This is a genomic window from Brevundimonas sp. SS2672 (assembly GCF_059579685.1).
In genome coordinates this window covers 2,506,760-2,533,740 of the sequence record NZ_CM184201.1, presented here as the reverse complement: position 1 = coordinate 2,533,740, position 26,981 = coordinate 2,506,760, and the positions used below count along the sequence as shown (strand labels likewise).

General features: G+C 68.8%; 32 protein-coding genes. 23 read left to right on the top strand and 9 right to left on the bottom strand.

What is annotated here, in order from left to right:
• Position 1: 1 nt before the first annotated feature.
• Positions 2–775 carry a YebC/PmpR family DNA-binding transcriptional regulator gene (locus AC52GN_RS12805; RefSeq protein WP_291777318.1) on the bottom strand — a complete coding sequence of 258 codons (774 nt, stop codon included), beginning with the start codon at positions 773–775 and terminating at the stop codon, positions 2–4.
• A 127-nt stretch (positions 776–902) separates the two neighbouring features.
• On the opposite strand from AC52GN_RS12805, the gene AC52GN_RS12800 reads away from it, so the two are divergent.
• The 13 genes from AC52GN_RS12800 (at position 903) to ftsH (ending at position 12,056) form a co-directional block, all read left to right on the top strand.
• Entirely contained in the window at positions 903–1,112 is a 210-nt protein-coding gene (locus AC52GN_RS12800) for a hypothetical protein (protein ID WP_291777321.1), read from the top strand.
• 162 nt (positions 1,113–1,274) lie between these two features.
• Positions 1,275–1,631 (top strand): hypothetical protein, encoded by a 357-nt coding sequence (locus AC52GN_RS12795; protein WP_291777324.1) that lies wholly within the window; start codon positions 1,275–1,277, stop codon positions 1,629–1,631.
• Positions 1,632–1,634: 3 nt separating this feature from the next.
• Positions 1,635–2,090 (top strand): tol-pal system-associated acyl-CoA thioesterase, encoded by a 456-nt coding sequence (ybgC, locus tag AC52GN_RS12790; RefSeq protein WP_496527333.1) that lies wholly within the window; start codon positions 1,635–1,637, stop codon positions 2,088–2,090.
• Positions 2,091–2,214: 124 nt separating this feature from the next.
• Complete coding sequence (tolQ, locus tag AC52GN_RS12785; protein ID WP_291777331.1) at positions 2,215–2,967, top strand: protein TolQ; 753 nt, start codon at positions 2,215–2,217, stop codon at positions 2,965–2,967.
• Between the two features lie 3 nt (positions 2,968–2,970).
• Positions 2,971–3,432, top strand: a complete 462-nt coding sequence (locus tag AC52GN_RS12780) for an ExbD/TolR family protein (protein WP_291777333.1) — start codon at positions 2,971–2,973, stop codon at positions 3,430–3,432.
• A 121-nt stretch (positions 3,433–3,553) separates the two neighbouring features.
• Positions 3,554–4,261, top strand: a complete 708-nt coding sequence (tolA, locus tag AC52GN_RS12775; protein ID WP_496527332.1) for a cell envelope integrity protein TolA — start codon at positions 3,554–3,556, stop codon at positions 4,259–4,261.
• A 281-nt stretch (positions 4,262–4,542) separates the two neighbouring features.
• Entirely contained in the window at positions 4,543–5,916 is a 1,374-nt protein-coding gene (gene tolB / locus AC52GN_RS12770; RefSeq protein ID WP_496527331.1) for a Tol-Pal system beta propeller repeat protein TolB, read from the top strand.
• Between the two features lie 152 nt (positions 5,917–6,068).
• Positions 6,069–6,623: a peptidoglycan-associated lipoprotein Pal gene (gene pal, locus AC52GN_RS12765; RefSeq protein ID WP_291777342.1), complete on the top strand. Its 555-nt coding sequence runs from the start codon at positions 6,069–6,071 to the stop codon at positions 6,621–6,623.
• Between the two features lie 106 nt (positions 6,624–6,729).
• The gene (locus AC52GN_RS12760; RefSeq protein WP_496527330.1) at positions 6,730–7,878 is read left to right on the top strand and encodes a DUF3667 domain-containing protein; all 1,149 of its coding nucleotides are present in this window, start codon (positions 6,730–6,732) and stop codon (positions 7,876–7,878) included.
• A 43-nt stretch (positions 7,879–7,921) separates the two neighbouring features.
• Positions 7,922–8,770 carry a tol-pal system YbgF family protein gene (locus AC52GN_RS12755; RefSeq protein ID WP_291777347.1) on the top strand — a complete coding sequence of 283 codons (849 nt, stop codon included), beginning with the start codon at positions 7,922–7,924 and terminating at the stop codon, positions 8,768–8,770.
• Positions 8,770–8,934, top strand: a complete 165-nt coding sequence (locus AC52GN_RS12750) for a hypothetical protein (RefSeq protein ID WP_496527329.1) — start codon at positions 8,770–8,772, stop codon at positions 8,932–8,934. Before AC52GN_RS12755 ends, AC52GN_RS12750 begins: the two co-directional genes overlap by 1 nt.
• Positions 8,871–10,061, top strand: coding sequence for a PP-loop family protein (locus AC52GN_RS12745; RefSeq protein ID WP_496528812.1), 1,191 nt, complete (start codon positions 8,871–8,873; stop codon positions 10,059–10,061). The genes AC52GN_RS12750 and AC52GN_RS12745 overlap by 64 nt, the downstream gene beginning before the upstream one ends.
• Before the next feature lie 42 nt (positions 10,062–10,103).
• Positions 10,104–12,056, top strand: coding sequence for an ATP-dependent zinc metalloprotease FtsH (gene ftsH / locus AC52GN_RS12740; RefSeq protein WP_312220300.1), 1,953 nt, complete (start codon positions 10,104–10,106; stop codon positions 12,054–12,056).
• A gap of 78 nt (positions 12,057–12,134) precedes the next feature.
• Here the strand turns inward: ftsH and rnk are convergent, their stop codons facing one another.
• Complete coding sequence (gene rnk, locus AC52GN_RS12735; RefSeq protein ID WP_291777357.1) at positions 12,135–12,542, bottom strand: nucleoside diphosphate kinase regulator; 408 nt, start codon at positions 12,540–12,542, stop codon at positions 12,135–12,137.
• A gap of 30 nt (positions 12,543–12,572) precedes the next feature.
• Entirely contained in the window at positions 12,573–12,746 is a 174-nt protein-coding gene (locus AC52GN_RS12730) for a hypothetical protein (RefSeq protein ID WP_312220304.1), read from the bottom strand.
• Between the two features lie 259 nt (positions 12,747–13,005).
• Between AC52GN_RS12730 and folP the strand changes: the two genes are divergently transcribed.
• The gene (gene folP / locus AC52GN_RS12725) at positions 13,006–13,836 is read left to right on the top strand and encodes a dihydropteroate synthase (protein ID WP_496527328.1); all 831 of its coding nucleotides are present in this window, start codon (positions 13,006–13,008) and stop codon (positions 13,834–13,836) included.
• Here folP and AC52GN_RS12720 read toward each other — a convergent pair.
• On the bottom strand, positions 13,833–14,300 hold the full coding sequence (locus AC52GN_RS12720; RefSeq protein ID WP_496527327.1) for an SRPBCC domain-containing protein: 468 nt from the start codon (positions 14,298–14,300) through the stop codon (positions 13,833–13,835). The genes folP and AC52GN_RS12720 overlap by 4 nt on opposite strands.
• A 126-nt stretch (positions 14,301–14,426) precedes the next feature.
• On the opposite strand from AC52GN_RS12720, the gene AC52GN_RS12715 reads away from it, so the two are divergent.
• The 3 genes from AC52GN_RS12715 to AC52GN_RS12705 all read left to right on the top strand — a co-directional run bounded on the left by AC52GN_RS12715 (position 14,427) and on the right by AC52GN_RS12705 (position 16,290).
• Positions 14,427–14,771, top strand: coding sequence for a DMT family transporter (locus tag AC52GN_RS12715; RefSeq protein WP_291777365.1), 345 nt, complete (start codon positions 14,427–14,429; stop codon positions 14,769–14,771).
• Between the two features lie 116 nt (positions 14,772–14,887).
• Entirely contained in the window at positions 14,888–15,667 is a 780-nt protein-coding gene (gene thiD / locus AC52GN_RS12710; RefSeq protein WP_452111006.1) for a bifunctional hydroxymethylpyrimidine kinase/phosphomethylpyrimidine kinase, read from the top strand.
• A 41-nt stretch (positions 15,668–15,708) separates the two neighbouring features.
• Positions 15,709–16,290, top strand: a complete 582-nt coding sequence (locus AC52GN_RS12705; protein WP_496527326.1) for a nucleotidyltransferase family protein — start codon at positions 15,709–15,711, stop codon at positions 16,288–16,290.
• Here the strand turns inward: AC52GN_RS12705 and AC52GN_RS12700 are convergent.
• Positions 16,275–16,820: a hypothetical protein gene (locus AC52GN_RS12700; protein ID WP_496527325.1), complete on the bottom strand. Its 546-nt coding sequence runs from the start codon at positions 16,818–16,820 to the stop codon at positions 16,275–16,277. The genes AC52GN_RS12705 and AC52GN_RS12700 overlap by 16 nt on opposite strands.
• A gap of 267 nt (positions 16,821–17,087) precedes the next feature.
• Here AC52GN_RS12700 and pelA point away from each other — a divergent pair, with 267 nt between their 5' ends.
• On the top strand, positions 17,088–18,302 hold the full coding sequence (gene pelA, locus AC52GN_RS12695; protein WP_496527324.1) for a pectate lyase: 1,215 nt from the start codon (positions 17,088–17,090) through the stop codon (positions 18,300–18,302).
• A 60-nt stretch (positions 18,303–18,362) separates the two neighbouring features.
• Here pelA and AC52GN_RS12690 read toward each other — a convergent pair whose 3' ends face one another.
• The gene (locus AC52GN_RS12690) at positions 18,363–19,739 is read right to left on the bottom strand and encodes a trimethylamine monooxygenase (protein ID WP_496527323.1); all 1,377 of its coding nucleotides are present in this window, start codon (positions 19,737–19,739) and stop codon (positions 18,363–18,365) included.
• A gap of 539 nt (positions 19,740–20,278) precedes the next feature.
• Between AC52GN_RS12690 and AC52GN_RS12685 the strand changes: the two genes are divergently transcribed.
• From AC52GN_RS12685 to AC52GN_RS12675, 3 genes are all read left to right on the top strand, one after another.
• Positions 20,279–21,235 (top strand): glycosyltransferase family 9 protein, encoded by a 957-nt coding sequence (locus tag AC52GN_RS12685; protein ID WP_338576717.1) that lies wholly within the window; start codon positions 20,279–20,281, stop codon positions 21,233–21,235.
• 68 nt (positions 21,236–21,303) lie between these two features.
• Positions 21,304–22,641 carry a dihydroorotase gene (locus AC52GN_RS12680; RefSeq protein WP_496527322.1) on the top strand — a complete coding sequence of 446 codons (1,338 nt, stop codon included), beginning with the start codon at positions 21,304–21,306 and terminating at the stop codon, positions 22,639–22,641.
• Positions 22,638–23,372 (top strand): prephenate dehydrogenase/arogenate dehydrogenase family protein, encoded by a 735-nt coding sequence (locus AC52GN_RS12675; protein ID WP_496527321.1) that lies wholly within the window; start codon positions 22,638–22,640, stop codon positions 23,370–23,372. Before AC52GN_RS12680 ends, AC52GN_RS12675 begins: the two co-directional genes overlap by 4 nt.
• 32 nt (positions 23,373–23,404) lie before the next feature.
• Here the strand turns inward: AC52GN_RS12675 and AC52GN_RS12670 are convergent, their stop codons facing one another.
• From AC52GN_RS12670 to AC52GN_RS12660, 3 genes are read right to left on the bottom strand one after another with little or no spacing between them, the layout of a single operon-like run.
• Entirely contained in the window at positions 23,405–24,334 is a 930-nt protein-coding gene (locus AC52GN_RS12670) for an alpha/beta hydrolase (protein ID WP_496527320.1), read from the bottom strand.
• A 29-nt stretch (positions 24,335–24,363) separates the two neighbouring features.
• The gene (locus AC52GN_RS12665; protein ID WP_496527319.1) at positions 24,364–25,035 is read right to left on the bottom strand and encodes an SdpI family protein; all 672 of its coding nucleotides are present in this window, start codon (positions 25,033–25,035) and stop codon (positions 24,364–24,366) included.
• Positions 25,028–25,315, bottom strand: a complete 288-nt coding sequence (locus tag AC52GN_RS12660; protein ID WP_312220071.1) for a metalloregulator ArsR/SmtB family transcription factor — start codon at positions 25,313–25,315, stop codon at positions 25,028–25,030. The genes AC52GN_RS12665 and AC52GN_RS12660 overlap by 8 nt, the downstream gene beginning before the upstream one ends.
• 117 nt (positions 25,316–25,432) lie before the next feature.
• On the opposite strand from AC52GN_RS12660, the gene AC52GN_RS12655 reads away from it, so the two are divergent.
• Together AC52GN_RS12655 and AC52GN_RS12650 are read left to right on the top strand one after the other, a co-directional pair.
• Positions 25,433–26,191 carry a 3-oxoacyl-ACP reductase gene (locus tag AC52GN_RS12655; RefSeq protein ID WP_496527318.1) on the top strand — a complete coding sequence of 253 codons (759 nt, stop codon included), beginning with the start codon at positions 25,433–25,435 and terminating at the stop codon, positions 26,189–26,191.
• A 38-nt stretch (positions 26,192–26,229) separates the two neighbouring features.
• The gene (locus AC52GN_RS12650) at positions 26,230–26,979 is read left to right on the top strand and encodes an SDR family NAD(P)-dependent oxidoreductase (RefSeq protein WP_346485988.1); all 750 of its coding nucleotides are present in this window, start codon (positions 26,230–26,232) and stop codon (positions 26,977–26,979) included.
• The last annotated feature ends 2 nt before the right edge of the window (positions 26,980–26,981 follow it).

Here is a 26,981-nt window from a genome sequence, read left to right as displayed (position 1 = left end):
ATCAGCCCGCGAACTTGGCCGCGTCCTCGTCCGAGACGTTCTCGTTGGAATAGACCTGCTGCACGTCGTCCTCGGCGTCCAGCGCGTCGAGCAGCTTGAACAGGACGCCGACGGGGTCGCCGGTCAGGTCGATCTCCGACTGCGGCTTCCACACGATGGCGGTCGACTTGGGATCGCCCAGCACCTTGGACATGGCCTCGGCCACCTCGTTCAGGTCCTCGAAGGCGGTCCAGATGGTGTGGCCCGGCGCGTCTTCATAGATGTCGGGCTTGACCAGATCGCTCTCGACGTCCTGGGCGCCCGCCTCGATCGCGGCCTCCATGACGGCGTCCTCGGTGCCCGCCTCGGCCGGGTAGTCGATCTTGCCGACCCGGTCCCACATGAAGGTGACCGAGCCGCTTTCGCCCAGGGCGCCGCCGTTCTTGGCGAAGGCCGAGCGCACGCCCGAGGCGGCGCGGTTGCGGTTGTCCGTCAGGACCTCGACGATGATCTGGACGCCGCCGGGGCCGCGGCCCTCATAGCGGATCTCCTCCATCGCATCGACTTCGCCGCCGGAGGCCTTCTTGATGGCGCGCTCGATGTTGTCCTTCGGCATCGATTCGGCCTTGGCGTTGTTCACCGCCAGACGCAGGCGCGGGTTCATCGCCGGGTCGGGCATCCCCGACTTGGCCGCCACGGTGATTTCCCGTGACAGGCGCGAAAAGAGCTTGGAGCGGACCGCGTCGGCGCGGCCCTTGCGGTGCATGATGTTCTTGAATTTGGAATGGCCGGCCATGGAGTCGCTCGCCCGAAGTCAAATATGCTGGAGGGCGCCCTTTACTGGATGCCGCTTCCTCTGTCACGAGAGGGGGAACCGCCCGAACGCGCCGGGGATTATGCGCAGGCAAGAATTGGAGACGCCGATGGCCGCCGCCGACGACACCTATCTGGACGACGCTTATGACGAGGGCATCGACCACGCCCACGCCGGCGAGATCGTCCAGTGGTACGCCAAGCGGCCTGTCACGGTGTCGACCGCGGCGGCCACGGGCTCGCTGGTCGGCGCGTTTGCGCTGGGCGTGCTGACAACCATCGGCGCCCTGGCGGTGCTGCGCCTCTACGATCGGGACTAGGCCGTTATCGGTTCGGACTGAACAACCCGTCCGCCTGACCGAAGAGGCGAGGGAGAACCGCGACTCTTTCGCAAAAAAGGCTTCACCTGCCCGGCGAAGCCGGTCATTCTTCCTGTCCGAGTAAGGAGGCCGCCCTTGGCGCATCCCCGCAGGATGGAGCGAATGATCGCCGTGCTCGGCGTGGCGGTCCTCGTGTTGGGCGGGTTCAGCCTCTACGCCCTGACCCAGGGCGCGCGCTTCGGACCGCGCCAGGCGACGGCGGCCGAACGCGCCCTGACCCAGGTGCGCGAGCAGATGGGGCCCCAGGCCGAGGTGCGGCATGTCGAGGCGGGACGCGGCCGCGCGGCCTGCGGCTATGCGGGGTTGAAGGGCAGCAGGGAGGCCGTGGCCTTCGTCTCGCGCCCCAATCGCATCCTGATGAGCCATGACCCCCTGAAGGGCGAGTTCGCGACGCTCAAATCGCGTTATTGTCCGGGCTTCGACGCCCCCGCGCCCGCCGCCGTCTCCGGCAAGAGCTGAATCATGACCGACCAACCCAGCGCCGGCCGCTTCGACGGCCGCGATCACCTGTTGCCCGTGCGGGTCTATTACGAGGACACGGACTTCACCGGCCTCGTCTATCACGCCAACTATGTCCGCTACTTCGAGCGGGGACGATCGGACTTCCTGCGTCTGGCCGGCGTCGGACACGTCGACCTGCTGGAGCAGGACGAGCCGCTGGCCTTCGTGGTGTCGGACCTGGCGATCAAATACCTGAAGCCCGCGCGGATCGACGACGCCCTGATGGTTCGCACCCGCTATGAGGCGATCAAGGGGCCGCGCCTGATCATCCGCCAGACGGTCGAGCGCGGCGGCGAGGTGCTGTGCCGGGCCGATGTCACGGCCGTCTGCATCCATCTGGACGGGCGTCCGCGCCGCCCGACGAGGCGGTTGGTCGAACTGGTGACGCCCTGGCTGTCCGGCGAAGTATCGCAATAACGAGGTTGTCAGCCTCAAGGCTGATGACGCGGGCCGCGACGCCCGTTAGACCCGCCGCCATGAAACCGCCACGACCGCCCGCTGCAACTGGCGGAATAAACGGACTCTTCGCCAAGGACCACGCATGACTCCGCCCGTCGACGCCTCCCTGCTGAATCCCATCGAGCTGTTCATGACCGCCGACTGGGTGGTCAAGACGGTGATGATCGGCCTGGCCGCGGCCTCGGTCTGGTCCTGGACCATCATTATCGACAAGGCGGTGCGCTTTTCGCGCATGAACGCTCGCGCGACCGAGTTCGAAAAGCAGGTCGAGAGCGGCCGCTCCCTGGAGGAGGTCGCCGCCCAGGCCGGACCCCAGCCCGCCGATCCTCTGCCGCGCATGCTGGTCCTGACCCTGCAGGACTGGCGCGAGGCCCGCGCGCGCGGCGCGATGACGGATACGCAAGGCTCCATGCTGATCGCCCGTATCGACCGGGCGCTGGATTCGGTCATCGCCCGTGAGAGCCAGAAGATCGAGAACGGCCTGGGCGTGCTGTCGGTGGTCGCCACCGCCTCGCCCTTCATCGGCCTGTTCGGCACGGTCTGGGGCATCATGAACGCCTTCGACAGCATCGCGGCGGCGGGCAACACCAATCTGACCACCGTGGCCCCGGCCATCGCCGAGGCCCTGTTCGCCACGGCTATCGGCCTGGCGGCGGCCATCCCGGCCTATATCGCCTTCAACGCCTTTTCGGTGTCGGCGGGCAAGTTCACGGGCCGCCTGGAAGCCTTCGCCGACGACCTGCAGGCGGCCATCGCGCGACGCCTGGGCGCGCCGGCGACCCCGCCGCCTCCGCCGCCGCCGTCTTCCGATCTGAACCTGCGCCGGGGCGCCTGATCCATGGCCATGGGTGGTGCAGGAGGCTCCAGCGGCGGTCGCGGTCGTCGCCGCGCGCGCAAGCGGCCGCTGAGCGAGATCAACGTCACGCCGCTGGTGGACGTCATGCTGGTGCTGCTGATCATCTTCATGATCTCGGCGCCCCTGCTGACGGTCGGGGTGCCGGTCGAGCTGCCCAAGACCGAGGCCAGCGCGGTCGAGACGACCGACAAGCCGGTCACGGTCAGCATCGACCAGAACGGCGCCATCTTCATCGGCGAGAGCGAGGTCCGCTGGGAGCAGCTGGCCCTGCGCGTGGCCGAAGAGGGCGGCGAGAACGCGCGCGACAAGGCCATCTTCATCCGCGCAGACGGCCGCGCCCCCTATCAGGCCGTGGCGCGCGTGATGGCGCGCCTGTCCGCCTCGGGCTTCACCAAGCTGAACCTGATCACCGACACCGCCGCCGACGAGCCGACGGAGGGCTGACGGACCTTGCGCCGCCCCAGTCCCGCCATCCTCGGCTCCATCGCCCTGCACGCGGGGGTGGTGGCGCTCGCCTTCGTGTCGTGGTCGTCGAAGGACGAGATGAAGCCGCTGGTGAATCTCGGTGCCGGTCTCGATCGTCTCCGACGTCGAGATCGCCGCCGCTCCGGCCGACAATCCGCAGGAAGAGCCTTCGCTGGAAGACGGCGAGACGGCCCCCGTCGAAGCGCCGCCCGAGCCGACTCCGCCCGAGCCGGAACCCACGCCGCCGACGCCACAGCCGCAACCGCGCCCGACGCCGCGACCGACCCCCGCGCCGCCGGAGAAGAAGGCGCCGACGCCGCGTCCCACGCCTGCGCCGCCTGAGAAAAAGGCGCCGGCGCCCCGGCCGACGCCGACCCCGCCTGAAAAGAAGGCGCCCGCCCGTCCGGCGCCGGGGCTGGACCTCGACGCCCTGGCCGGCCCGTCGCGCCCGACCCAGAATCGCGGCCGGCCGGCGACGGGGCAGCAGGGGACGGGACAGGCGTCTCAGGCCACAGGGCCGCAGATCACGGCGATCTTCAATCAGGTCTATCCGAACTGGATTCTGCCCTGTGATATTCCCGGTGCGAACGAGCTCCGCATCCAGGTCGATCTCACCCTGTCGGCCGACGGGCGGATCACTCGGGGGCCGACCCTGGTGAACCCTCAGTCCAGCGCGGTCTATCGCGCAGCGGCGGACGGCGCCTTGCGGGCGCTTCGCCAGACCGCGCCCTTCGATGTTCCGGCGGGCTTCCCCGGCGGAGCCTATCGCCCGACCTTCAACACCGAACGCGCCTGCGCCAATCGGTGATCAGGTGAAACGTTTCTCCCTCCCCTTCATGGGGAGGGTGGCTGAGCCCGAAGGGCGAAGTCGGGTGGGGGCGGCAAGTCTGTTCAGACGCCGAGCCCCGATCGTCTGGCCCTCCCCACCCGGTCGCTGCGCGACCACCCTCCCCATAAAGGGGAGGGAGAGGCGTCGCCAAAGTCTGAAAGTCGCCCCATTCCGGGGCAAGCTTGTTTTTCGCAATCTGGTTTTTGTCATACGGTCTGGCGATAAGGACCGACGAGCCGTCCAACTTCAGGGAGCCCCCTATGCGTCTGCACCTTCTCCTCGCCTCGGCCGCCGCGGTCCTCATGGCGGGCCCGGCGACGGCCCAGACGCAACCTGCCGCCGCGCCGCAGCAGTCGGGTCCGGTCGAGGTCGAGATCGACCAGGGCGTGCTGCGCCCGCTTCAGATCGCGGTCGTGCCCTTCACCGGCCAGAGCGGGTCGCAGATCTCGGGCGTCATCAGCGGCAACCTCAAGCGCTCGGGCTTCTTCGATCCGCTGAACCCGGCCAGCTTCATCGAGACCGGCCTGACCCTGGCCAATGCGCCGAACTTCCCGCAGTGGACCTCCATCGGCGCCCAGGCGGTGCTTTACGGCGGGGTGACGCCGCGCGCGGACGGGCGGATCGACGTGGGCTTCCGCCTGTATGACCCCTATCGCCAGTGCCAGCTGGTCTCCTACCAGTTCACCGCCACCTCCGAGCAGTGGCGCCGCATCGCCCACAAGATTTCGGATGTCGTCTATCAGCGCCTGACCGGCGAGGCGGGCTTCTTCGATTCGCGCGTCCTGTTCGTCTCTGAAAGCGGCACTCAGCTGAACAAGCTGTCGCGCCTGACCATCGTCGACCAGGACGGCTACAACCCCGTCTTCCTGACCCAGGGCGACGAGGTGATCATGTCGCCGCGCTTCTCGGCCTCGAACCCGGACGAAGTGACCTATGTGGCGCTGGGCAAGGACTACAGCCGCATCTACCTCTACAATCTGTCGACCGGGCGCCGCGAAAGCCTGGGCGAGTTCGACGGCCAGGTGCTGGCGCCGCGCTTCTCGAACGACGGGTCCAAGATGGCCTTCTCGATCATCCGGGGCGGCAACACCGACGTCTATGTGATGAACCTGCGCAGCCGTCAGCTGTCGCGCCTGACGACCGATCCGGGCATCGACACCTCGCCCTCGTTCAGCCCCGACGGCAATCAGATCGTCTTCACCTCGGACCGCTCGGGCTCGGCGCGCCTCTACACCATGCGGGCCGACGGCTCGGGCCAGCGCCCGATCAGCCGCGGCGGCGGCCTCTACACCGCCCCGGCCTGGAGCCCGCGCGGCGACCTGATCGCCTTCACCAAGCAGCAGGGCGGCCGCTTCCACATCGGCGTGATGAAGTCCGACGGCACGGGCGAGCGCATCCTGTCGTCCTCCTATTTCGAGGAAGGCCCGTCCTGGGCGCCGAACGGCCGCTACATCGCCTTCGCGCGCCAGAGCCCCGGCGGCGACACCCGCCTGTGGACCGTGGACCTGTCGGGCCGGGTGGTGTCTCAGGCCGGCTATGACGGACGCGGTTCGGACCCCGCCTGGTCGGGTCTGCTGGACGCCCCGCCGGTCAATCTGGGCATCGGCCAGGGGCCGGATTCCTGCCCGGCGTAACGCGGTTACGTTTTCGTGACATCGACCAGCGGAGCCGTTTGCGTAAACTGTGCGTTATCGCTGCTGGCGCGGGCCTTCGCGACGGGCTAGCAGGCCGTGTAAGGCCAAGCTTCAGGCCGCTGTTCTCGGACCCCAATCAAGGAGACGACCTTATGAAGACCTCCCATATGTTCAGGCTCGCCGCCGTGGGCGCGGCCGTGGCGGCGATGGCCGCCTGCGCTCCCAAGCCCAAGGTCGAACCGGCCGTGCCGGTCGAGCCGGCGCCGCCTGCCGGCCCGCAGTACCCGACCGCCCCGACCGGCCCCGTCAGCGGCGGCAACGTCGGCGCTCCCGCGCCTGGCTCGGAGCAGGACTTCGTCGTCAACGTCGGCGACCGCGTCTATTTCGACCTCGACTCCTATTCGGTCCGCACCGAGGCCCAGCCGCGTCTGGACGCCCAGGCCGCCTGGCTGGCCCGCTATCCGCAGGTCACGGTCCGCATCGAAGGCAACGCCGACGAACGCGGCACGCGCGAATACAACCTGGCCCTGGGCGCCCGCCGCGCCGAGGCCGTGCGCTCCTATCTGATCAGCCGCGGCGTGCCCGCCGCCCGCATCGACACCATCAGCTTCGGCAAGGAACGTCCGATCGCGGAAGGCTCGAACGAGTCGGCCTGGGCCCAGAACCGCAACGCCCACACCGCCATCGTGTCGGGCGCGCCGCGCTAAGCCGTACGGCGAAAAAGCGACGGATGGAGGCGTCGGCGCAAGCCGGCGCCTCTTTTCTTTGCGCCCCGCCGCCGTCAAAGTCCGCCGCGAATCCGGGAGGGACGGCATGGATCTGGAAGCGGCAGGCGGAGCGGTGACGGCGGGCGTCATCGCCGGGGCGATCGAGAAACCGGGCGGCCGTGCAGGCGAGCCGCACGGCGCCTGCGCCGACTGCGGGGCCGAGGTCACGGGCAATTTCTGCTCCAACTGCGGCCAGGCGGCCCATGTCCACCGCACCCTGCTGCATCTGGGCGAAGAGCTGCTGCACGGGGTCATGCATTTCGATGGACGGCTGTGGCGCACCCTGCCGTTGCTGATCACGAATCCGGGGCGGCTGACGCGTGAATGGGTGCAGGGCAGGCGGACTCGCTACGTCTCCCCGTTGGCGATGTTCCTGTTCACCCTCTTCGTCATGTTCTTCGCCCTCAGCTTCATGCCGCATCAGGCGGTGACCCTGCCGTCCCTGCCGCAGCAGATCGAGGCGCAGAAGACGGCGATCGCCGAGGCGGAGCAGCTGGTCGCCGCCGCCCGACAGGAGGCCGCCGCGGCAGAGGTCGCCGTCAGCCCCGCCGATGGTTCGCCCCCGTCGGTGGACAGCGGCGCCCGCGCGGGCGTCGCGGCCGGCGTCCTGGCCGGAGCCGAGGCGGCTCTCATCGGTGAGAAGGCCAAGCTGGAGCGTCTGCAGAAGGATGCGATCGAGGGCCGCAAGGACGGCCTGACGTCCGGCAGCTGGCAGGCGCAGGTGGCGGACGTCGCCGCCAGCCTCGGCACGGACGGTCAGACAAACGGCCTGACCAAGACGGTGGCGAAGAAGCTGAAGAACCCCGACCTGGCGCTCTACAAGCTGCAGCAGACCATCTACAAATTCGCCTTCCTGCTGGTGCCGCTGTCGATCCCGTTTGTGGCCCTGATGTTCCTGTGGAAGCGGGGCTTCACCCTGTACGACCACGGGGTCTTCGTCCTCTATTCCCTGACCTTCATGTCGCTGCTGCTGATGGCGGTGGTGCTGGTCGCCACGACGCTGAAGGGCGCGGGGGCGGCGGCCGGGACGATCGCGGTCATGATCGTGCCGGCGCACATGTTCGCCCAGCTGAAGGGCGCCTACAGCCTGAAGGTCTTTTCGACCCTGTGGCGGACGATCGCCTTGCTGATCTTCTGCGAGATCGCGGCGACGCTGTTCATCGTCTCCATCATCTATCTGGGCCTCGGACATTGATCGGGGCCTTGCCGTCGCCGCAAATCGATGGGACGACAGGACCATGCTGAAGACGCCATTCCGCCTCACCAAACCCGCCGTCCTGACGGCGATCGGCCTGACCCTGATCGGAGGCGCGGTCGTCGCCCAGGTCCAGCCGATGGAGCCGGTCCAGTGGGACAAGCGCCGACTGGACCAACTGGACCGCAACGTTCGTCGCCTGGAGCGCGCCCTGACCCAGCGCAACGCCGCCGGTCAGCCCGTTCTGGTCGAGCCGGATCCCGAGGTCGTCGCCCTGCAGGGGCAGGTCTCCATCATGGAGCGCCGCCTGGGCGACGTGGAGCAGACCTTCCAGCGCATGAACGCCGACACTGAACGCCTGACCTTCCAGCTGGACGAGGCGACGCGCGAGAATACGCAGCTGAGCCGCCGCCTGCGCGACCTTGAAGGCCGCGTCGAGCGCGCCGAAAAGGCCGCCGAGGAAGCCGCCGAACTGAACGGGCCGATCGTCGCCAACTCGCCCACCGGCGATGCGGCGCAGGATCTTCAGGCCGCCATGCGCCTGGCCGGCGAGGACGCCGCGCGCGGCGGCCGCGCGCTGGAGACGGTCATCGTCACCTGGCCGAACACGCCCCAGGCGCGCGAGGCCAACAGCCGTCTGGGCGATCTGCACGTCGCCGCGCGCGACAACGCCTCGGCGGTCCAGGCCTACGCCGCCGCCCTGAACGGCTGGCCGCGCACGCCGTGGGCGCCCGAGACGACGCTGAAGCTGGCCGAGGCCCTGCGCGCCACCGACCGCGCGACCCAGGCCTGCGGCGCCCTGACCGAGTTCGGCCGCCGCTACGCCGAGGCGGCCACGGCGGCGCAGAAGACCCGCGCGACCCAGCTGCGGACGCGCGCCAGCTGCAACTGATGAGCGACCTGGCCGGCCGGGTCTTCACCCGGCTGGACGCACGCCTGAACCATGCCGGACCTGAGCCGGTCGCCCTGGCCCTGTCGGGCGGGGGCGATTCATTGGCCCTGCTGGACCTCGCCGCCGCCTGGGCGAGGGCGAGGAGCGGCGGCTGCTGGCCCTGACGGTCGACCACAATCTCAACCCCGACAGCGCGGACTGGACCCGTTTCGCCGCCGAAGCCGCGCGCGCGGCGGGCGCAGACTGGCGGGGGCTGGCGTGGGAGGACGCGCGCGGCGGGCCGGGCGTTCCGGCGCGGGCGCGAGCGGCGCGCCACGCCCTGCTGGCCGAGGCGGTGAGGGAGGCCGGCGCGCGCATCATCCTGACCGGTCACACGGCCGATGATGTCGCCGAGGGCGACTGGATGCGGGCGGATGGCGCCACTCTGGGCCGCTTGCGCGAGGCGTCGCCGTCGCCGGCCTGGCCGGAAGGACGGGGGCTGCTGCTGCTGCGCCCTGTGCTGGACGAGCGGCGTGAGACGCTGCGGGATCATCTGCGCGCGCGAGGTCTGGCATGGCTGGAAGACCCTGCCAACGACGACCTGCGCTATGGACGGGGCAGGGCGCGGGCGGCTTTGGCGCAGGCGTCTGATCCTGTTGCGCCTTCTTCGGCCCTTGTCTTTACGCACGGAGCGTATGACCCGGGCGATCAGGCTTGGGCCGGGGTTCTGCCTCTGTCGCGCGACCTGTCGGCATCGACGCTGGCCGCCGTGTTGCTGTGCGCGAGCGGCGGCGCGACGCCCCCGAGAGGCGACCGGCTGGCGGCGCTTCAGGCGCGATTGGCGTCCGGAGAGGATTTCACCGCCGTCCTGTGCGGCGCCCGCGTCGAGGCGTCAGGAGCACGAGTTCAGGCGATGCGCGAACCGGGCGAGTGGAAGCGCCGTCCGCCTGCCTCTCTGGCCCTGACGCCGGGGCGGCCGGCCGTCTGGGACGGGCGTTTCGAGATCAAGACCGAACAGCTGGGTCTGCGTGTCGCAGCGGCGGCTGGACGGCTGGCGCAGTTGTCGGAGCGGGATCGCGCGGCTCTGGCGCCGCTTCCGCCCGCCGCGCGGGCCGCCGCGCCGGTGTTGGTCGAGGGCGAAGGGCGCCCTGTCCTGGCCTGGCGTGCGGCGGATGTCCGGGCGCTGGGCGGGCGTCGTTTGGCGCTCGCCCTGGCGGGTTTCGGGGGCGAAACGACGCAGGAAGACGGACTCTTTCAAACCCTTCATGGCGAAACGCCGCCGTCTGACCTATTTTCAGACGAAGACTGCTGATCGACGGGCCGAGCGCGGCCCCGTCGAGGAACCGAGGACCGAATGAACCTGCGCAATTTCGCCATCTGGGGCGTCATCCTTCTGGGACTGGTGACGGTCTACGCCGCGATCAGCCAGAACGGCGGCGCGCCCGCCATGCCCGGCGCCAAGGGCGCGGCGGCCGCCGGCCGTCCCGAGCCCATCACCTATTCCCAGCTGATGACCGCCGTGGAGCGTCAGGAGATCAAGTCGATCGTCGCGCGCGGCGAGACGATCACCGGCGTCTTCAAGAACGACAGCAAATTCACCGCCGTGACGCCGGTGCCGAACGCCGAGCTGGTCGAGCAGATCCGCAAGTCGGGTGTCGAGGTCGAGACCAAGAGCACGCGTCAGCCGTGGTGGTCGGGCCTGCTGGGCCTGCTGCTGCCGGTGGCGCTGATCATCGGCTTCTGGCTGTTCATCATGAACCGGATGCAGGGCGGGGCGAAGGGCGCCATGGGCTTCGGCAAGTCCAAGGCCAAGCTGCTGACCGAGCACAAGGGCCGCAAGACCTTCGACGACGTCGCCGGCGTGGACGAGGCCAAGGACGAGCTGCAGGAAGTCGTCGACTTCCTGAAGGATCCGGCCAAGTTCCAGCGTCTGGGCGGCAAGATTCCCAAGGGCGCCCTGCTGGTCGGCCCTCCGGGTACGGGTAAGACCCTGCTGGCGCGCGCGGTGGCGGGCGAGGCGGGCGTGCCCTTCTTCTCGATCTCGGGTTCGGACTTCGTCGAGATGTTCGTCGGCGTCGGCGCCAGCCGCGTCCGCGACATGTTCGAACAGGCCAAGAAGAACGCGCCGTGCATCATCTTCATCGATGAGATAGACGCCGTCGGTCGTCACCGCGGCGCGGGCCTGGGCGGCGGCAACGACGAGCGCGAGCAGACGCTGAACCAGCTGCTGGTCGAGATGGACGGCTTCGAGGCGTCCGAGAACATCATCCTGATCGCCGCGACCAACCGTCCTGACGTGCTGGACCCGGCCCTGCTGCGTCCCGGCCGCTTCGACCGTCAGGTCGTGGTGCCCAACCCGGACGTCTCGGGCCGCGAGCGCATCCTGCGCGTTCACATGAAGGACGTGCCCCTGGCCGCCGACGTCAACGTCAAGACCCTGGCGCGCGGCACGCCGGGCTTCTCGGGCGCGGACCTGGCCAACCTGGTCAACGAGGCGGCCCTGATGGCGGCGCGCAAGGACCGTCGCATGGTCACGCACCGCGACTTCGAGGACGCCAAGGACAAGGTCATGATGGGCTCCGAACGGAAGTCCATGGCCATGAACGAGGAAGAACGCCGCCTGACCGCCTATCACGAAGCCGGTCACGCCATCGTCGCCATCAACGTCAAGATGGCCGACCCGGTGCACAAGGCGACCATCGTCCCGCGCGGCCGCGCTCTGGGCATGGTGATGCAACTGCCGGAAGGCGACCGCTATTCGATGAAGTTCCAGCAGATGATCGATCGCATCGCCATCATGGCGGGCGGCCGCGTCGCCGAAGAGCTGATCTTCGGGCCGGAGAGCATCACCTCGGGCGCCAGCTCGGACATCGAACAGGCGACCAAGCTGGCGCGGGCCATGGTCACGCGCTGGGGCTTCTCCGAGAAGCTGGGCACGGTGGCCTATGGCGAGAACCAGGAGGAGGTCTTCCTGGGCCACTCGGTGTCGCGCAGCCAGAACGTCTCGGAAGAGACGGCCCGCATCATCGACGAAGAGGTCCGCCGCATCGTCACCGAAGGCTGGGAAGAGGCGCGCCGCATCCTGACGGAGAAGGCAGGCGACCACGAGAAGCTGTCCCAGGCCTTGCTGGAGTACGAGACCCTGTCGGGCGACGAGATCAAGGACCTGCTGGAGAACGGCCAGCCGCCCAGGCGCGACGACGACAACGACACGGTCGTCGGCCCGTCCCTGTCGGTTCCGGCCACGCCGGAAGACGAACCGGCGGCGGAGCCTCAGGCCGCCGCCCAGCCCGCGCCGAGCGCCTGAGGGCGATCGGGACGACGGATATGAAAAGGGCGCGCCCGCCGGGCGCGCCCTTCTTTTTTTGTCCTGATGCGATGAGGCTCAGTTCGTCGCTTCGGGCTCCTCGAGCTTGACCAGGGTCAGCTTGCGCACGGCGCCGGAGGTGTCCGGCCAGGCGATCGACTGGCCTTCCTTCAGGCCGATCAGGCCGGCGCCGACAAAGGACAGGATGGAGACGCGGCCCGCGTCGATGTCGGCGTCCTTGGGCAGGACCAGCTGCACGCGGCGCACCTCGGGACTGTGGTCGTCGGAGTAGTGCAGCCAGCGGTTCAGGGTGACGACGTTCTTGGGCATGGCCTTGGGCTCGCACACCTTGGCGCGGTCGAGCTCCTGTTGCAGCAGGCCGGCGGGGCCCGTGCCGGGCAGGTCGCCGACCAGGCGGTCCAGGGCGTCGAAGTCGTCGCTGCGAAGCGTGATGGCGGGCAGGGCGCCCTTGCGAGGGGTGGTCATGAAGAAAACTTTCTGGAAATTCGGGCGACGTCAGGCGGCTGAGGGGCCGTCATCGTCGGGATGTTCTGGATCGGTCGTTTCGTGATCGGCGGGCGACGCGGGCGGTGCGGCGGGCGCGATCGGCCTTCGAAACGGGATGATGTCGGCGCCGCGCGGCGCTTCGCCGGTGCGGCTCTCGTCCGTGGTGTCTGGGCGGCGTGTCATGGCGCAAATCTTCGCGAACGGCCCCAGGCCGGCGCGGTCCTGCAGAATGAAGAGGTGGAAGTAGAACTTTAAGCAACTGGGTCCCGTAGCGGGCGCCCGGCGCAGGGCGCACGGCGGGACCGCTACGGGTTAAAGGCCTTCGACGCGGCGTCCCGCGTGGGTGAGGCGTCGAGCCTGGCTGACGAAGCGTTCCATTGCCGTTAGAGGCTGGACCCAGGCGCGGTGAAAGTCAAACCGCGCTCTTCGGAGCTGCTGTCGCATGACCCATCAATCCCTCGTGAAGCCCCCGCTCGTCATGGGGATCGTCAACGTCACGCCGGACAGCTTTTCCGACGGGGGGCGGCTCGCCACCCATGAGGCCGCCCTGGCCCACGCCCTGAGGTTGATCGATCAGGGCGCCGACGTGCTGGACGTGGGCGGCGAAAGCACGCGTCCGGGCTCGGACCCGGTCGGCGAGGCGGAGGAGATCTCCCGCGTCGTCCCGCTGATCGCCGCCCTTCGCGCGCGGTGGGACGGGGCGATCAGCATCGACACCATGAAGCCCGCCGTGGCCCGCGTCGCCGTCACCGCCGGCGCGACGATATGGAACGACGTGACCGCGCTTCGCCACGCGCCCGACAGTCTGGCGACCGCCGCCCAACTGGGCTGCGAGGTGGTGCTGATGCATATGAAGGGGGCGCCCAAGACGATGCAGGACGACCCGCACTATGACGACGTCGTGGCCGAGGTCGCCGGGTTTCTGGCGGGACGCGCCGAGGCGGCCCTGGCGGCGGGGGTCGCGCGCGAGAAGATATGGCTGGACCCCGGCGTCGGCTTCGCCAAGACGACGGCGCATAATCTGGCGCTGACGGCGCGTCTGGACGCCCTGGTCGATCAGGGCTTTCCGGTGCTCTACGCCGCCAGCCGCAAGCGCCTCATCCAGGGGGTGGACGAAACGGCGACGGAGGCGACCGACCGCCTGGGCGGCTCATTGGCCCTGGCGCTGGAGGGGGCGCGCCGCGGCGCCCGAATGGTGCGGGTTCACGACGTGCGCGAGACGGTTCAGGCGTTGAAGATTCAGGCGGCGGTCGCGGCGGCGGCCCGGCCCTAGCGTTTCCAGTCCGGCGACACCTGATCGGGGAAGCGGTCGACGATGAAGGCCGGTTCGATCGCCCGCTCCAGCCACAGCTTGGCGCCGGCCAGCACCAGGGTGAAGCCCTCCATAACGTCCAGAGCCGCCGCCACGCCTTCATCCGTCGCGGCGAAGCCCCGGTTGAAGATCTCGACCCAGCTCGTCCGGTCGCGCGCCTGGAAACGCCATTCGACCTCGGTCGGCTGATCGTCCAGATTCCAGTCGATGAGGATGCGGCTGTTGACCTGGACGTCCTTCACGGCGACGCGAGTGGACACGCCGTACATCCCCCAGGTCCACGTCGCCCTGGCGCCGGGCGACAGACGTCGGTCGCCGTGAGTGAACCAGAACCACGAGGTCACGGCGGGCTCGGTAAAGGCCTGGTAGACCTCATCGACCGGGCGGCGGATCAGCATTCCGGTGCGGACTTCAGGGGCGCGCATTCGATCCCGACCTCTTCAGCGACTGAGGCGGCAACGCACGCCGTCTCCAATTTGTTTCCCGAGACGGGCGCCGAGCAGCAGGCGAGGGCTCTTGTCTGGAGGCGCGCCATCCGCCATTCAGCCGCCATGTCTTGGCTTCTGTCTCTCAATCCCTGGCTGGTTCTCGTCGTGGCGGGGCTGTTCGAAGTGGGCTGGGCGTCCGGCGTGAAATACGTCGGGGTGCAGCGTCCGCTGATTTCCCTGGGGGTGGCCTTGGCGCTGGCCGCCAGCATGATCGGCCTGTGGGCGGCGACGCAGCGTCTGCCGGTCGGCACGGCCTACGCCGTCTGGACCGGCATCGGCGCCGTGGGCGCGGCGGTGATCGGGGTCGCCGTCTATGGCGAGCCGGCGACGGCGGTGCGGGCGGTCTGCATCCTGCTGATCGTAGCGGGCATCGTCGGGCTGAAGCTGTTTTCGGGCGTGACGGCATGAGCCAGGCCCAATCCCCTCAAGCCGTCTCCGGCCGCGCCGGAGAGAAGAAGGGCGCCAATCCCCCTCAAGCAGTCTCCGGCCGCGCCGGAGACGATAGGGGAAACAAAAAAGGCCGGGTGCTGATCCTGGCCGGCTCCGACTCCGGGGGCGGGGCGGGGATTCAGGCCGACATCAAGGCCGTGACCATGCTGGGCGGGTTCGCCGCCACGGCCATCACCGCCGTCACCGTTCAGAACACCCTGGGCGTTCACGGGGTCCATCCCCTGCCGCTCGACGTCATCGAGGCCCAGGCAAGGGCCGTGCTGGACGACATCGGCGCCGACGCCCTGAAGACCGGCATGTTGGGCTCGGTCGAGGTGGTCGAGACCGTCGCGGGTCTGATCGACTATGCGGCGGGCGTTCCGGCGGTGGTCGATCCGGTGATGATCGCCAAGGGCGGCTCGCCCCTGCTGGCGGAAACGGCGGTGGAGGCGGTGCGTCGCCTTATGGTTCCCCGCGCCTTTCTGCTGACCCCCAATGCGCCCGAGGCCGAGGCCCTGACCGGACTGGCGGTCGCCGATCTGGACGGCCAGCGTCGGGCGGGCGAGGCGCTGCTGAAGATGGGCGCGCGCGCCGTCCTCATGAAGGGCGGCCATGTGCCGGGCGCGACGGTCGTCGACCTGCTGCTGACCGCTGACGGCGAGACGGTGCTGGAGAGCGAGCGGGTCGAGACGCGTCACACCCACGGCACCGGCTGCACCCTGGCCAGCGCCTGTGCGGCGGGGATCGCCAAGGGGCTGCCCCTGCCGGTCGCGGTCGCGGAAGGCTGGGCCTATGTGGCCGAGGCCATCCGTCGCGCGCCGGGCCTGGGCCAGGGCCACGGCCCGCTGGACCACGCCTGGCCGGTGCGGGGTTGAGGCCGCTTGGCCAGCCGGCGGAATCGCCCTCACAGGACGGCATGACCCTGGAAACTCGCCTGACCGAGATCGTCCGCGCCGACGCGGGCCTGATGCATGTGCTGACCGTGGTGCGGGACCTGAACCTGCCTGACTGGCGGCTGTTCTCGGGCGCTGTCTATCAGGCGGTGTGGAACGTCCAGACGGGCCGTCCGATCGGCTATGGAATCAAGGACTACGACATCGGCTATTTTGACGCCGACACCTCCTGGGACGCCGAGGACGTCGTCATCAAGCGCGTCGCCGCCGCCTTCGCGCCGCCGGTGCGCGATCAGGTCGAGGTGCGCAACCAGGCGCGGGTCCACCTGTGGTTCGAGGGCAAGTTCGGCGAACCCTATACGCCTCTGACCTGCACCGACGACGCTCCGGCCCGCTTCGTCGCCCCGGCCTTCGCCGTCGGGGTGCGGCTGGAGGCTGACGACGCGATCAGCGTGCTCGCGCCCTTCGGGCTGGAGGACGTGTTCGACATGGTCATTCGCCCCAATCCCACGCGCGGCCTGGCCAGGGGCTGGGAGCGCGTGATCGCCAACGCCCGCGGCCGCTGGCCCGAGATCACGGTCGTGGAGTCTCAGGCGACGGCGTAGCGCGCCGTGATCCCGTCCGGCTGGAAGTCATGCTGCGCCAGTCGGTCCAGCGAGGCGAGGACGCGTGCGGCGAAGGCGTCGGGATCGCCCTCCTCGATGGCGGGCCGCAGCCAGTCGGTCACGACGGCGCGGGCCGGATAGGTTCCGACCGGGCCGGGGACGCTGAGCGCCACCTCGATGCCTTCGGCGATCCAGCCCGCCACGGCGGCGAAGAAGTCGATCCCGATCAGGAAGTCCGAGCGGCGCAGGACATAGAGGGTGATGACGCCGTCCTCGACCCCGTCGGGCCGCACGATCACGCCGCTGCGGTCCGGCCGCCAGTCGTCCGACAGCTCCACCGCGCGCCACAGGCAGAACCAGATGCGGCAGGTCTGGGGGCGGATCCGATGCACCGAACAACCCGCGCCGTCGACGCAGTAGGCGCACAGTTCGCCCGTCGGCTTGGCCAGTTCCGGCAGGTCGAGCGGGATCACGCGGCAGCATTCGACGCAGCCGCCGCAGGTCCGATCGGGAAGAAGGGGCAGGGACATGGCCGGGGTCTAGCGCATCGCGGCCGGGAAGCGGAGAGGGGACGGCGTCCCGCGTCCGGGCCGGCGCACAAAACCGCGCCGGCGGCCGTCTGGGTGCTTGCCCATCGAATGTCACCATGCAAAATGATGGACTACATAATGGAATGATGTTCGGAACGAACGCAGTCGGGAAACGCCTCAGTGAAACACGCCCTCGCCTTTTCCTTGTTAGCCTTGGCCGTTGCGGCGGCTCCCGGCGCCGACGGCGCGCACGCCGAAGTTCTTCGGATGAATACGCCGGCGCTCGGACTGACCTTCGACCGCATCGGCGCCCTGCCGGACGACGAGCGCCCGGCGTGGCAGGCCTATCTGGAGCGGTCGCAGGCCCAGATGAAGGCGGACCGTGCGGCCCTGGCCGCCGAACTGCCGGCCGGCGCGACGCCGCCGCCGCCGCCGTTGGCCATCCGCGGCAACAGCTCTCACATGCCGCTGGATCGGCCGGCTGAATGGTACGCCGGGGCCGAGGCCCGCGCCGTCGCCGACGCGGTCGTCAGCTTCCAGACCCCGGCGGGCGGCTGGAGCAAGAACCAGGACCGCAGCATCGTCCGACTGCCGGGGCAGCGTTTCTCCAACGACGCCGAAACCATGGAGCAGAATCCGGCCAATTTTGACGCTCCGGCGGACCGCTTCTGGACCTTCGTCGGCACGCTGGACAATGACTCCACCTGGACCGAGATGCGCTATCTGGCCAAGGTCGCGGCCCAGGCGCCCGGCCCCGAGGGCGACGCCTGGCGCGCCAGCGTGATCCGGGGCGTCCATTATCTGTTGAACGCCCAGTATCCGAACGGCGGCTGGCCGCAGAACTGGCCGCTGGAAGGCGGCTTCCACGATTCCATCACCTTCAACGACAACGCCGTGGCCAATGCGGCCATGGTGTTGCGCGACGTGGCCCAGGGCACGGAAGGCTTCGACTTCGTCCCCGCCGACCTGGAGGCGCGCGCCGCCGAGGCGGTGAAGAAGGCCATCGACGTCACCCTGGCCGCCCAGGTTCGAAAGGGCGATCAGCTTCAGGGCTGGCCGCAGCAGGTCGAACCGATGCGCCTGGTGCCCACCAGCGCCCGCAACTACGAACCCCGCTCGATCGCCAGCGGCGAGACGACCGACGTGCTCGAGTTCCTGATGGCCGAGCCGAACCCGTCGCCGGAGGTCAAGGCGGCGATCCGCGGGGCCGTGGCCTGGCTGGAGTCGGTGCGCGTCTATGACAAGTCGTTCGAGATGACCGACGACGGCCGCAAGCTGATCAACAAGCCCGGCGCGGGACCGATCTGGTCGCGCAACTATGACCTGGTCACGGGGCAGCCCATCTTCGGCGACAAGGATCAGACGATCCACGACGACGTCAACGGCATCTCGATCGGTCGTCGCAACGGCTATTCCTGGTGGATCGGTTCGCCTCAGCGGGCGCTGGACGCCTATGCGGCCTGGTCTGCGGCCAATCCCTGATCCGGGCCTGACATGAGCATGATCCCCTCCGAACGCTTGTCGTTCGGAGGGGATGTTGCATCAGGCGCGCGCGGCTTGGCTGCGGGTCGAGGGCAGGCGCAGATAGGCCTCGAGCGAATCGTCGAACGCCTTCATCCACGGCACATGGTGGCGCGCCGCCAGGGTGCCGGTCAGGACCGACCGGTAGCATTTGTCGCGATAGCCCATGATGTCGGCCTTCTTGTCCTTCTTCCACTGCAGGAAGATCCGGTTGATGTTGTCGACATCAAGATCCGGATAGTCGGTCTGGGCGATCAGGCGCTTGATGTAGTCGCCCTGATATTCAAAGGCCTGCTCATCCGTGCGGATGGCGACTTCCTTCTCGCGCCAGAGGTCGTTGGCGGCCTCCATGTCGGCGCGTGACGGAAGGGCGATGCGGTCCATGATGATGTCGCGCGTCAGCCAGGCCTGGGCGTCGAACATGTTGAAGCTGTACCAGAGGTCCTGCATCCCCAGGTAGAACAGCTTGGGGTTCGGCGTGAAAGCCACCCCTTCGTACAGGTTCAGCGGCCACAGGCGGTTGCTGGTCTTCAGCCGCAGCGCATCCGGCAGGAAGGGGAAGTGGTGCTTGTAGCCGGTGCACAGGATGATGGCGTCGACGTCGCGGCGCGTGCCGTCGCTGAAGTGGGCGGTCTTGCCGTCCACGCGCGTCAGGCAGGGCTTTTCCTCCCAGCCCTTGGGCCAGTCATAGCCCATCGGCTGGCTGCGATAGCTGGTGGTGACCGACTTCGCGCCGTACTTGTAGCACTGTGAGCCGATGTCCTCGGCCGAATAGCTGGAGCCGATCAGCAGGACGTCCTTGCCCTTGAACTCGGCCGCGTCGCGGAAGTCGTGGGCGTGCAGGATACGGCCGGGGAACAGGTCGAAGCCCGGATAGGACGGGGCGTTCGGCGTCGAGAAGTGGCCGGTGGCGACGATCACATGGTCGAACGTCTGCGAGGTGCGGCGACCGGCGGAATAGTCCTGGGCCGTCACGGTGAACTGGCCCGACGCCTGGTCGAAGGCCACGTCCTTCACCGCCGTGTTGAAGCGGATGTAGCGGCGGATGTTCGCCTTCTTCACGCGGCCCTGGATGTAGTCCCACAGGACTTCGCGCGGGGGATAGGAGGAGATCGTCTTCTTGAAATGCTCGTCGAAGGTGTAGTCGGCGAACTCAAGGCATTCCTTGGGGCCGTTCGACCACAGATAACGGTACATGCTGCCGTGAACGGGCTCGCCGTTCTCATCGATGCCGGTGCGCCAGCTGTAGTTCCACATGCCGCCCCAGTCCTTCTGCTTCTCGTAGCAGACGATTTCGGGGATGTCCGCGCCCTTGTCCTGGGCGGATTGGAAGGCGCGCAACAGGGCCAGGCCGGACGGGCCGGCGCCGATGACGGCGATACGTTTTTGCTTGGGCATATTCACCTTGGTCTGATGGGGGAGAAGTCCCGGGCGCAGGGCGGCGCGGCGGCCGAAAAACCCATGGGACTGCAGGAGAGCCGAACCACCGGAACGGGTAATGATTGAGCTGTAATTCGGTGGTCGGTGATGGTGATGAAAATCATTTCAATACATTAGAGTTCATGCGCGCGAGGCGTCATGATTGATCGTTCCACTTTGTCGAAAACTGACAATGATCAAGCAAACTGCGATCTAAAAGCTATCTCAAGGATAGTCGCTGAAGAGGCTGCATATTGTCATATCAATATGGGACATATGCCTATTTGCTGGGCGTAAGGCAAGTTTCTGACCTCACATCACTGTGAAGGTGAGGCGGTTCCCTGCAAGGGCGTCGCCTGTCGAGTCGCAAGAGCGTCGAGCTTCCCCAGCCCGCTGCGCGGGCCGGAAGACGATGGCCGGGCTGCGGATTCACGATGCGCAGGGCCTTGGAGCGAGGTGATGAAGGCCCGCGCCATCTTCCCGCTGAATTCCGAAGGGAATCCGGCTAGACTCGCCTCATGCATGGTCGTTTTCCGATCCTCTACATCGCCGAGGCGGACGCCGAGGAGGCGGTCCTGTCGTCGGGGGCGCTGGCCCAACTGGTCGAGGCTGTCCCCCAGGCGACCTTCACCGTCGTCGGCTCGCCGGCCAGCGCGCCGCTGTTCGCCGATCTGCCGCGCCTTCAGCGACTGATCACGCTTGATCGCGACGGGCGCTGGGACTGGATCGCCCTGTGGAACCAGGTGCGCGAGACCAACTGGGGCCTGGTGGTCGACATGCGCGGCTCGACCCTGTCGGGCAAGCTGCGGCGCCAGCGGCGGGCGGTGAAGGGCAAGCCCCTGCCGGGCGTCCACCTGGTCGAACAGGCGGCGCGGACCCTGCAACTGGACGAAATTCCCGCTCCCCGCCTGTTCATCGGGCGCGATACGCAGGAGGCTGCCGACGCCCTGATCCCGCCGGGCGACGGTCCGATCCTGGCGATCGGACCGGGCGCCGACTGGATCGGCAAGCGCTGGCCGGCCGATCGCTACGCCAAGATCGCCATCTCCCTGCTGGGCGAGGGCGGGCCGCTGGCCGGCGGGCGGCTGATGATCGTGGGCGAGGAGGCGGACCGCGACGCGGCCCAGACCGTCCGCTCGGCGGTCAAGCGCGACCGGGTGATCGAACTGCAGGGACGGCTGACGCGGTTGCAGACGGCGGCCGCTCTGTCGCACGCGACCCTCTATCTGGGCGGCGACTCCCTGTGGACCCAACTGGCCGTGGCGGCGGGCGTTCCGGCGGTGGCGGTCTTCGGCCCTTCGGATGAGACGCTGAAGCGCCCCTGGACCGGCGTCGCCGTGCGCGGCCCGCGCACGCTTCAGGAATTTCAGGACCTGGACCCGCGCCTGAACCAGCACATTCAGCACATGATGGACCTGCCCTATGAGCGGGTGCTGAAGGCGACGAAAAAGCTGCTGGCGGAACGGGCGGCCTGATCGCCGCTCGGCTTGCGCTCCCGGCTGTTCGGCGCGCATAAGCGCCGAAGTTTCAGGAGATGCGCGCGATGACCCAGACCTATGACCTGATCGTTCGGGGCGGCGAGGTGGCCAACCACGCCGGGCGGGGCAAGGCCGACGTCGGCGTCATCGACGGCCGCATCGCCTTCATCGGCGACCTGTCACAGGCCTCGGCCGGAGAGGTGTTCGACGCGACCGGCCTGACCGTCCTGCCCGGCGTCATCGACACCCAGGTCCACTTCCGCGAGCCGGGGCTGGAATGGAAGGAAGACCTGGAGACCGGCAGCCGCGCGGCGGCCCTGGGCGGCGTCGTCGCCGTATTCGAGATGCCGAACACCAACCCCAACACGACCGATCCGACCACGCTGGAGGACAAGCTGGCGCGGGCGCGCGACCGGATGTGGACGGACCACGCCTTCTACATCGGCGGCACGCATGAGAACGCCGACCATCTGGCCGATCTGGAGCGCCTGCCGGGCTGCTGCGGGGTCAAGGTCTTCATGGGCGCCTCGACCGGCGACCTGCTGATCGCCGACGACGAAGGGGTGCGCAAGGTTCTGTCCAACGTGCGCCGCCGCGCCACCTTCCATTCCGAGGACGAATACCGCCTGGTCGACCGTCGCAATCTGGCCCGCACCGGCGACTGGACCAGCCACCCGGAAGTCCGCGACGCCGAAAGCGCCATCATGTCCACCCGCCGTCTGGTCGGACTGGCCAAGGAGACCGGCGCCCGCATCCACGTCCTGCACGTCACGACCAAGGACGAGATGGAATACCTGCGCTTCCACAAGGACGTCGCCACCGTCGAGATCACGCCCCAGCACCTGACGCTGGTTGCGCCCGAAGCCTATGAGCGCCTCGGCGCCTACGCCCAGATGAACCCGCCGATCCGCTCGCAGGAACACGTCGACGCCCTGTGGCTGTGGGGGATGCAGCAGGGCGTGGCCGACGTGCTGGGCTCGGACCACGCGCCGCACACCAAGGAAGAAAAGTCCAAGCCCTATCCGGCCTCGCCGTCGGGGATGCCGGGGGTGCAGACCCTGGTGCCGCTGATGCTGACGCACGTCGCGAACGGCCGCCTGTCGCTGGAACGCTTCATCGACCTGACCTCGGGCGGGGCGCAGCGCGTGTTCGGCACGGCTAACAAGGGCCGGATGGCCGTCAGCTATGACGCCGATCTGACCATCGTCGACCTGAAGGCGAAGAAGACCATCACGCACGACCAGCAGGCCAGCCGCTGCGGCTGGACCCCCTTCGACGGCTTCGAGGCCACCGGCTGGCCGGTGGCCACCATCGTGCGCGGCCGCGTGGTGATGAAGGACGGCGAACTGATCGGTCAGGCCCACGGCCAGCCGGTGCGGTTCCAGGAGACGCTGGCCGGGTGAGCAGCGCGAAGCCAACGCTCGGCCTGATCGGCTTCGGCGCCTTCGGGCGTCTGACCGCGAAGCATCTGTCGCCGTGGTTCGACATCCTCGCCCATGATCCGGCGGTCAGCGACGGCGAGGGGCTCGCCCGAATGACGACGCTGGAGGAGGCGGCCGCCTGTCCGACGGTGGTGCTGGCCGTGCCGGTAGGCGTCCTGGCCGAGACGGTCGCGGCGATCGCGCCGCATCTGGCGCCGGGCGCGCTGATCCTCGATGTCGGCTCGGTGAAGGTGAAGCCGGCCGAGGTGATGCTGGACGGCCTGCCTGAAGGCGTCGCCATCGTCGGCACCCACCCCCTGTTCGGCCCTCAGAGCGGCAAGGACGGCATCGCCGGGCTGAGGATCGCCGTCTGTCCGGTGCGCGGCGACAAGGCGGCGTGGCGCGTCGCCGCCTTCTGTAGGAAGGCGCTGGGGCTCAAGGTCTTCGTCGTCACGCCCGAGGATCACGACCGCGAGGCGGCGACGGTGCAGGGCCTGACCCACCTGATCGCCAAGGTGCTGCTGGCCATGGAGCCGCTGCCGACGCGCATGACCACGACCAGTTTCGAACGCGTCGTGCAGGGCGTCGACATGGTTCGCCACGACAGCGCGGCGGTGTTCCGCGCCATCGAACACGACAACCCCTTCGCCGCTGAAGTCCGCCGTCGCTTCTTCGACCTGGCCGAGCAGGCGCGGGCGGAACTGGACGGGTGACCGCTTTCCTTCTCCCCATGCGGGAGAAGGGCTTACTTCAGCACGAAATCCGCCACCGCCTCGACCACGCCGGGCGCCAGCGGCAGGGCGGGGTCCATATAGGTCGCGATATTGGCGGCGCGCTCGGCGGGCGCGACCTTCAGGACGTGGTTCACTCCGTCCCAGATCGCCAGTTCGGCGCGCGGCTGGGCGGTCTTCAGCGCCTCGGCGTCGGCGACCGTCACCTGAAGGTCCGTCGTCCCCTGACCGATGAAGATCGGGCCCTCATAGGCGGCCGCCAGCTTCGCCGGGTCCAGCGTCAGCCAGGAGATGAGGTAGGGCTGGACGGAGGGCCGGAACAGCGCGGCCAGCGACGCGGGCGGATCGGCGACCGTGCGGCCCGCTTCCAGTTCGTCGACGGCGGCATAGGCTTCGGTCTTCAACGGTTCGGGCAGGGCGTTCAGCTGTTCGCGCAGTACGACGCCCGCCGGGCGACCGGCGCCGGACAGCAGCACCAGGCCGCAGACCTTGTCGCCCTCTCCGTCGGGTTTGGCGGCGACAGCGGCCAGGGCGACCAGCGCGCCCTCGCTGTGGCCGATCAGCCAGGCGCAGGGGCGGCCCGTCTTCGCCGCCGCCTCGGTCGCCCAGGCGCGGGCGTCCTCGGCATAGGTTGAGAAGCGCAGGTCGGCTTCGGAGGGACCGGCGGCGGCGCTCTCGCCGATGCCGCGCTTGTCGATGCGGACGGTGGCGACGCCGCGCTCGGCCAGGCCTTCGGCCAGCAGGCGATAGGTCGCGGCCTGAATGCCGAACTGCGGGCTGTTCCCGTCGCGATCCGTCGGTCCGGAGCCGGGAATGATGACGGCGGCGGCGCGCGTCTCGCCTTCGGGCGTCAGCAGGGTTCCGTGCAAGGGCGCAGGGCTGGACGTCGACTCGACCGGCGTCGAAACCGGTGAGAGGAGCAGGGCGGCGGCGAGGGTCAGCATGCTTGTCTCCGTCGTCAGATGGGCAGGGGTCAGAAGGGCTGTCGGTCCGGATCGGCGCGCCACACGCGCCAGCTCTCGAACACCGACCAGGCGGTCGCGATCAGGACGCCGATGATCAGGGCGCTGAACCCCAGAGGCTGGGGCGCGATCGGCGCGGCGACCAGTCCGGCCAGACCCAGGCCGAACATCAGCCGTCCGGCCAAGCGGTTGGAGCGTTCCCACGCCAGCTTGCTCTTGTAGTTCCACGGGGTGCGCACCCCGACGGCGACGTTGGGCCCGACGCGGCCGAGGAAGGCGCCGACCGCCAGCAACAGCAGGGCGGTCAGGGCCATGTGCGCGCCCTGGCTGGGTGGGACGGCGCTGAACAAGGGAAAGGCGATCAGGCCGATGCAGCCGGCGAAGGCCAGCAGGCTGACCAACTGGGCGCTCTTGAGGCTGCGTCGGCGCGCGGGATCGGCCTGTGCTCGCCGCGCGTAAAGGCTGCACCCGCCCACGGTCGCGGCGGCGACTACGCCGAGGCCGCCGATCATCCACGCGACCTGGCCGCGCGGGGCCCAGCCGTCGGCTTCTCCCGCCAGGTTGAAATGGATGGGGATCGGCGTCGTCGGGCCTGCGGTTCCGACCCAGATCGCCAGGGAGGCGACGGCGACGATCAGAACGATCGAGGCCAGGTCCAGGGCGTCCGGTTTCAGTCTAGTCATGACGGTCCTCCTCCTTTGCTGCGCCCGTCCCGCTCAGATCCATCAGGAAGGCCAGAGCCTCCTCGACCGCCGAAATCTCCAGCCGATAGCGGATCGACTGCCCTTCGCGCTCGGGGCTGACCAGACCGGCCTCCTTGAGCGCGTTGAGGTGGCCGGTGATGGTCGGCCAACTCATGTCGAAGGCGGCGGCGATGTCGCCGGACGCCAGCGGCCCCTTGCGCAGCATGGCGATGATGCGCCGCCGCACCGGGTGGGACAGGGCCTTGAACAGGCTGTTCATGGAAAAAGCGTACTTAGGATATATCCTAAATACAACCCATGTTCGGCGAGGCGTGCTGGCGTTCACGGCAGGCGCGGCCTATGGCTGAGGTCGGTTCAGAAGCTGCGAGTTGTTCTCATGGAAATCCGCGATCAGATCGTTCTCATCACCGGTGGCGCGCGCGGCGTGGGCGCGGCGGCGGCGCGGGCCTTCGTCGGGCAGGGCGCGCGGGTGGCGATCAACTGGCGCAACAGCGGCGAGCAGGCCGAGGCGCTGGCGGCGGAACTGGGCGAGCGCGCCCTGACTGTTCAGGCCGACGTGACGGATCGTGCAGGCGTTGACGCCATGGTCGCCGGGGTCGAGGCGCATTTCGGCGGACCGGTCAGCACGGTGGTCAACAATGCGCTGGACTACAGCTTCAACGGCGACGCCCGCGCCCAGATGGCCGATATCCCGTGGGCGGACATGGAGCGTCAGTTCGCGACCGTGATCCGCGGCGCCCTGAACGTCATCCAGGCGACGGCGCCGGGCATGACGGCGCAAGAATTCGGCCGGGTGGTCAACATCGGCACCAACCTGTTCCAGAATCCGGTCGTGCCCTATCACGACTACACGGCCGCCAAGGCCGCCCTGCTCAGCCTGACGCGGACGGCGGCGGGCGATCTGGGGCCGTCGGGCATCACCGTCAACATGATCTCGGGCGGCCTGCTGCGCACGACCGACGCCAGCGCGGCGACTCCGGAAGCCGTGTTCGACCTGATCGCCAGCATGACGCCGTTGCGCTCGGTCACCACGCCGGAAGAGTTCGCCGACGCCGCCCTGTTCTTCGCCTCGCCGTGGAGCCGAGCGGTGACGGGGCAGAATCTGGTGGTCGACGGCGGCCTGGTGCGGGATTAAGTCACCCCCACAGCAAAGCCTCAGCCAGGACGGATATCATGAGCGGCGTCATTCTGATCACCGGAGCCACCTCGGGCATCGGCCGGGCGGCGGCGCGCCGTTTCGCCGGTGCGGGCTGGAAGGTGATCGCCACCGGCCGCCGTCAGGAACGTCTGGACGAACTGGTCGCCGAACTGGGCGCGGATCGGGTTCACGCCGCCGCCTTCGATATGCGGGACGAAGCCGCCATCGACGCGGCGCTGGACGCCTTGCCCGAGGGCTTCCGCGACATCGACGTGCTGATCAACAACGCCGGTCTGGCGCTGGGCACGGCGACGGCGCAGGAGGCTGATCTGGCCCAGTGGCGCCAGATGATCGACACCAACATCACCGGCCTGGTGACGCTGACCCACCGTCTGCTGCCGCGCCTGATCGCGCGCAAGGGGGCGATCCTGAACATCAGTTCGGTGGCCGCGACCTATCCTTACAAGGGCGGCAACGCCTATGGCGGGACCAAGGCCTTCGTGCGCCAGTTCTCGCTGGGCCTGCGATCGGACCTGCACGGGACGGGGGTGCGCGTCACCTCCATCGAGCCGGGCATGGCCGAGACGGAGTTCACCCTGGTCCGCACCGGCGGCGACCAGGCGGCGTCCGACGCCCTCTATGGCGGCGCTCAGCCCATGACCGGCGAGGACATCGCCGAGACCCTGTTCTGGGTCGCGACCCTGCCGGCGCACCTGAACATCAATGCGCTGGAGCTGATGCCGGTCAGCCAGTCCTTCGCCGGCTTCCAGGTGGCGCGCGCCTGACC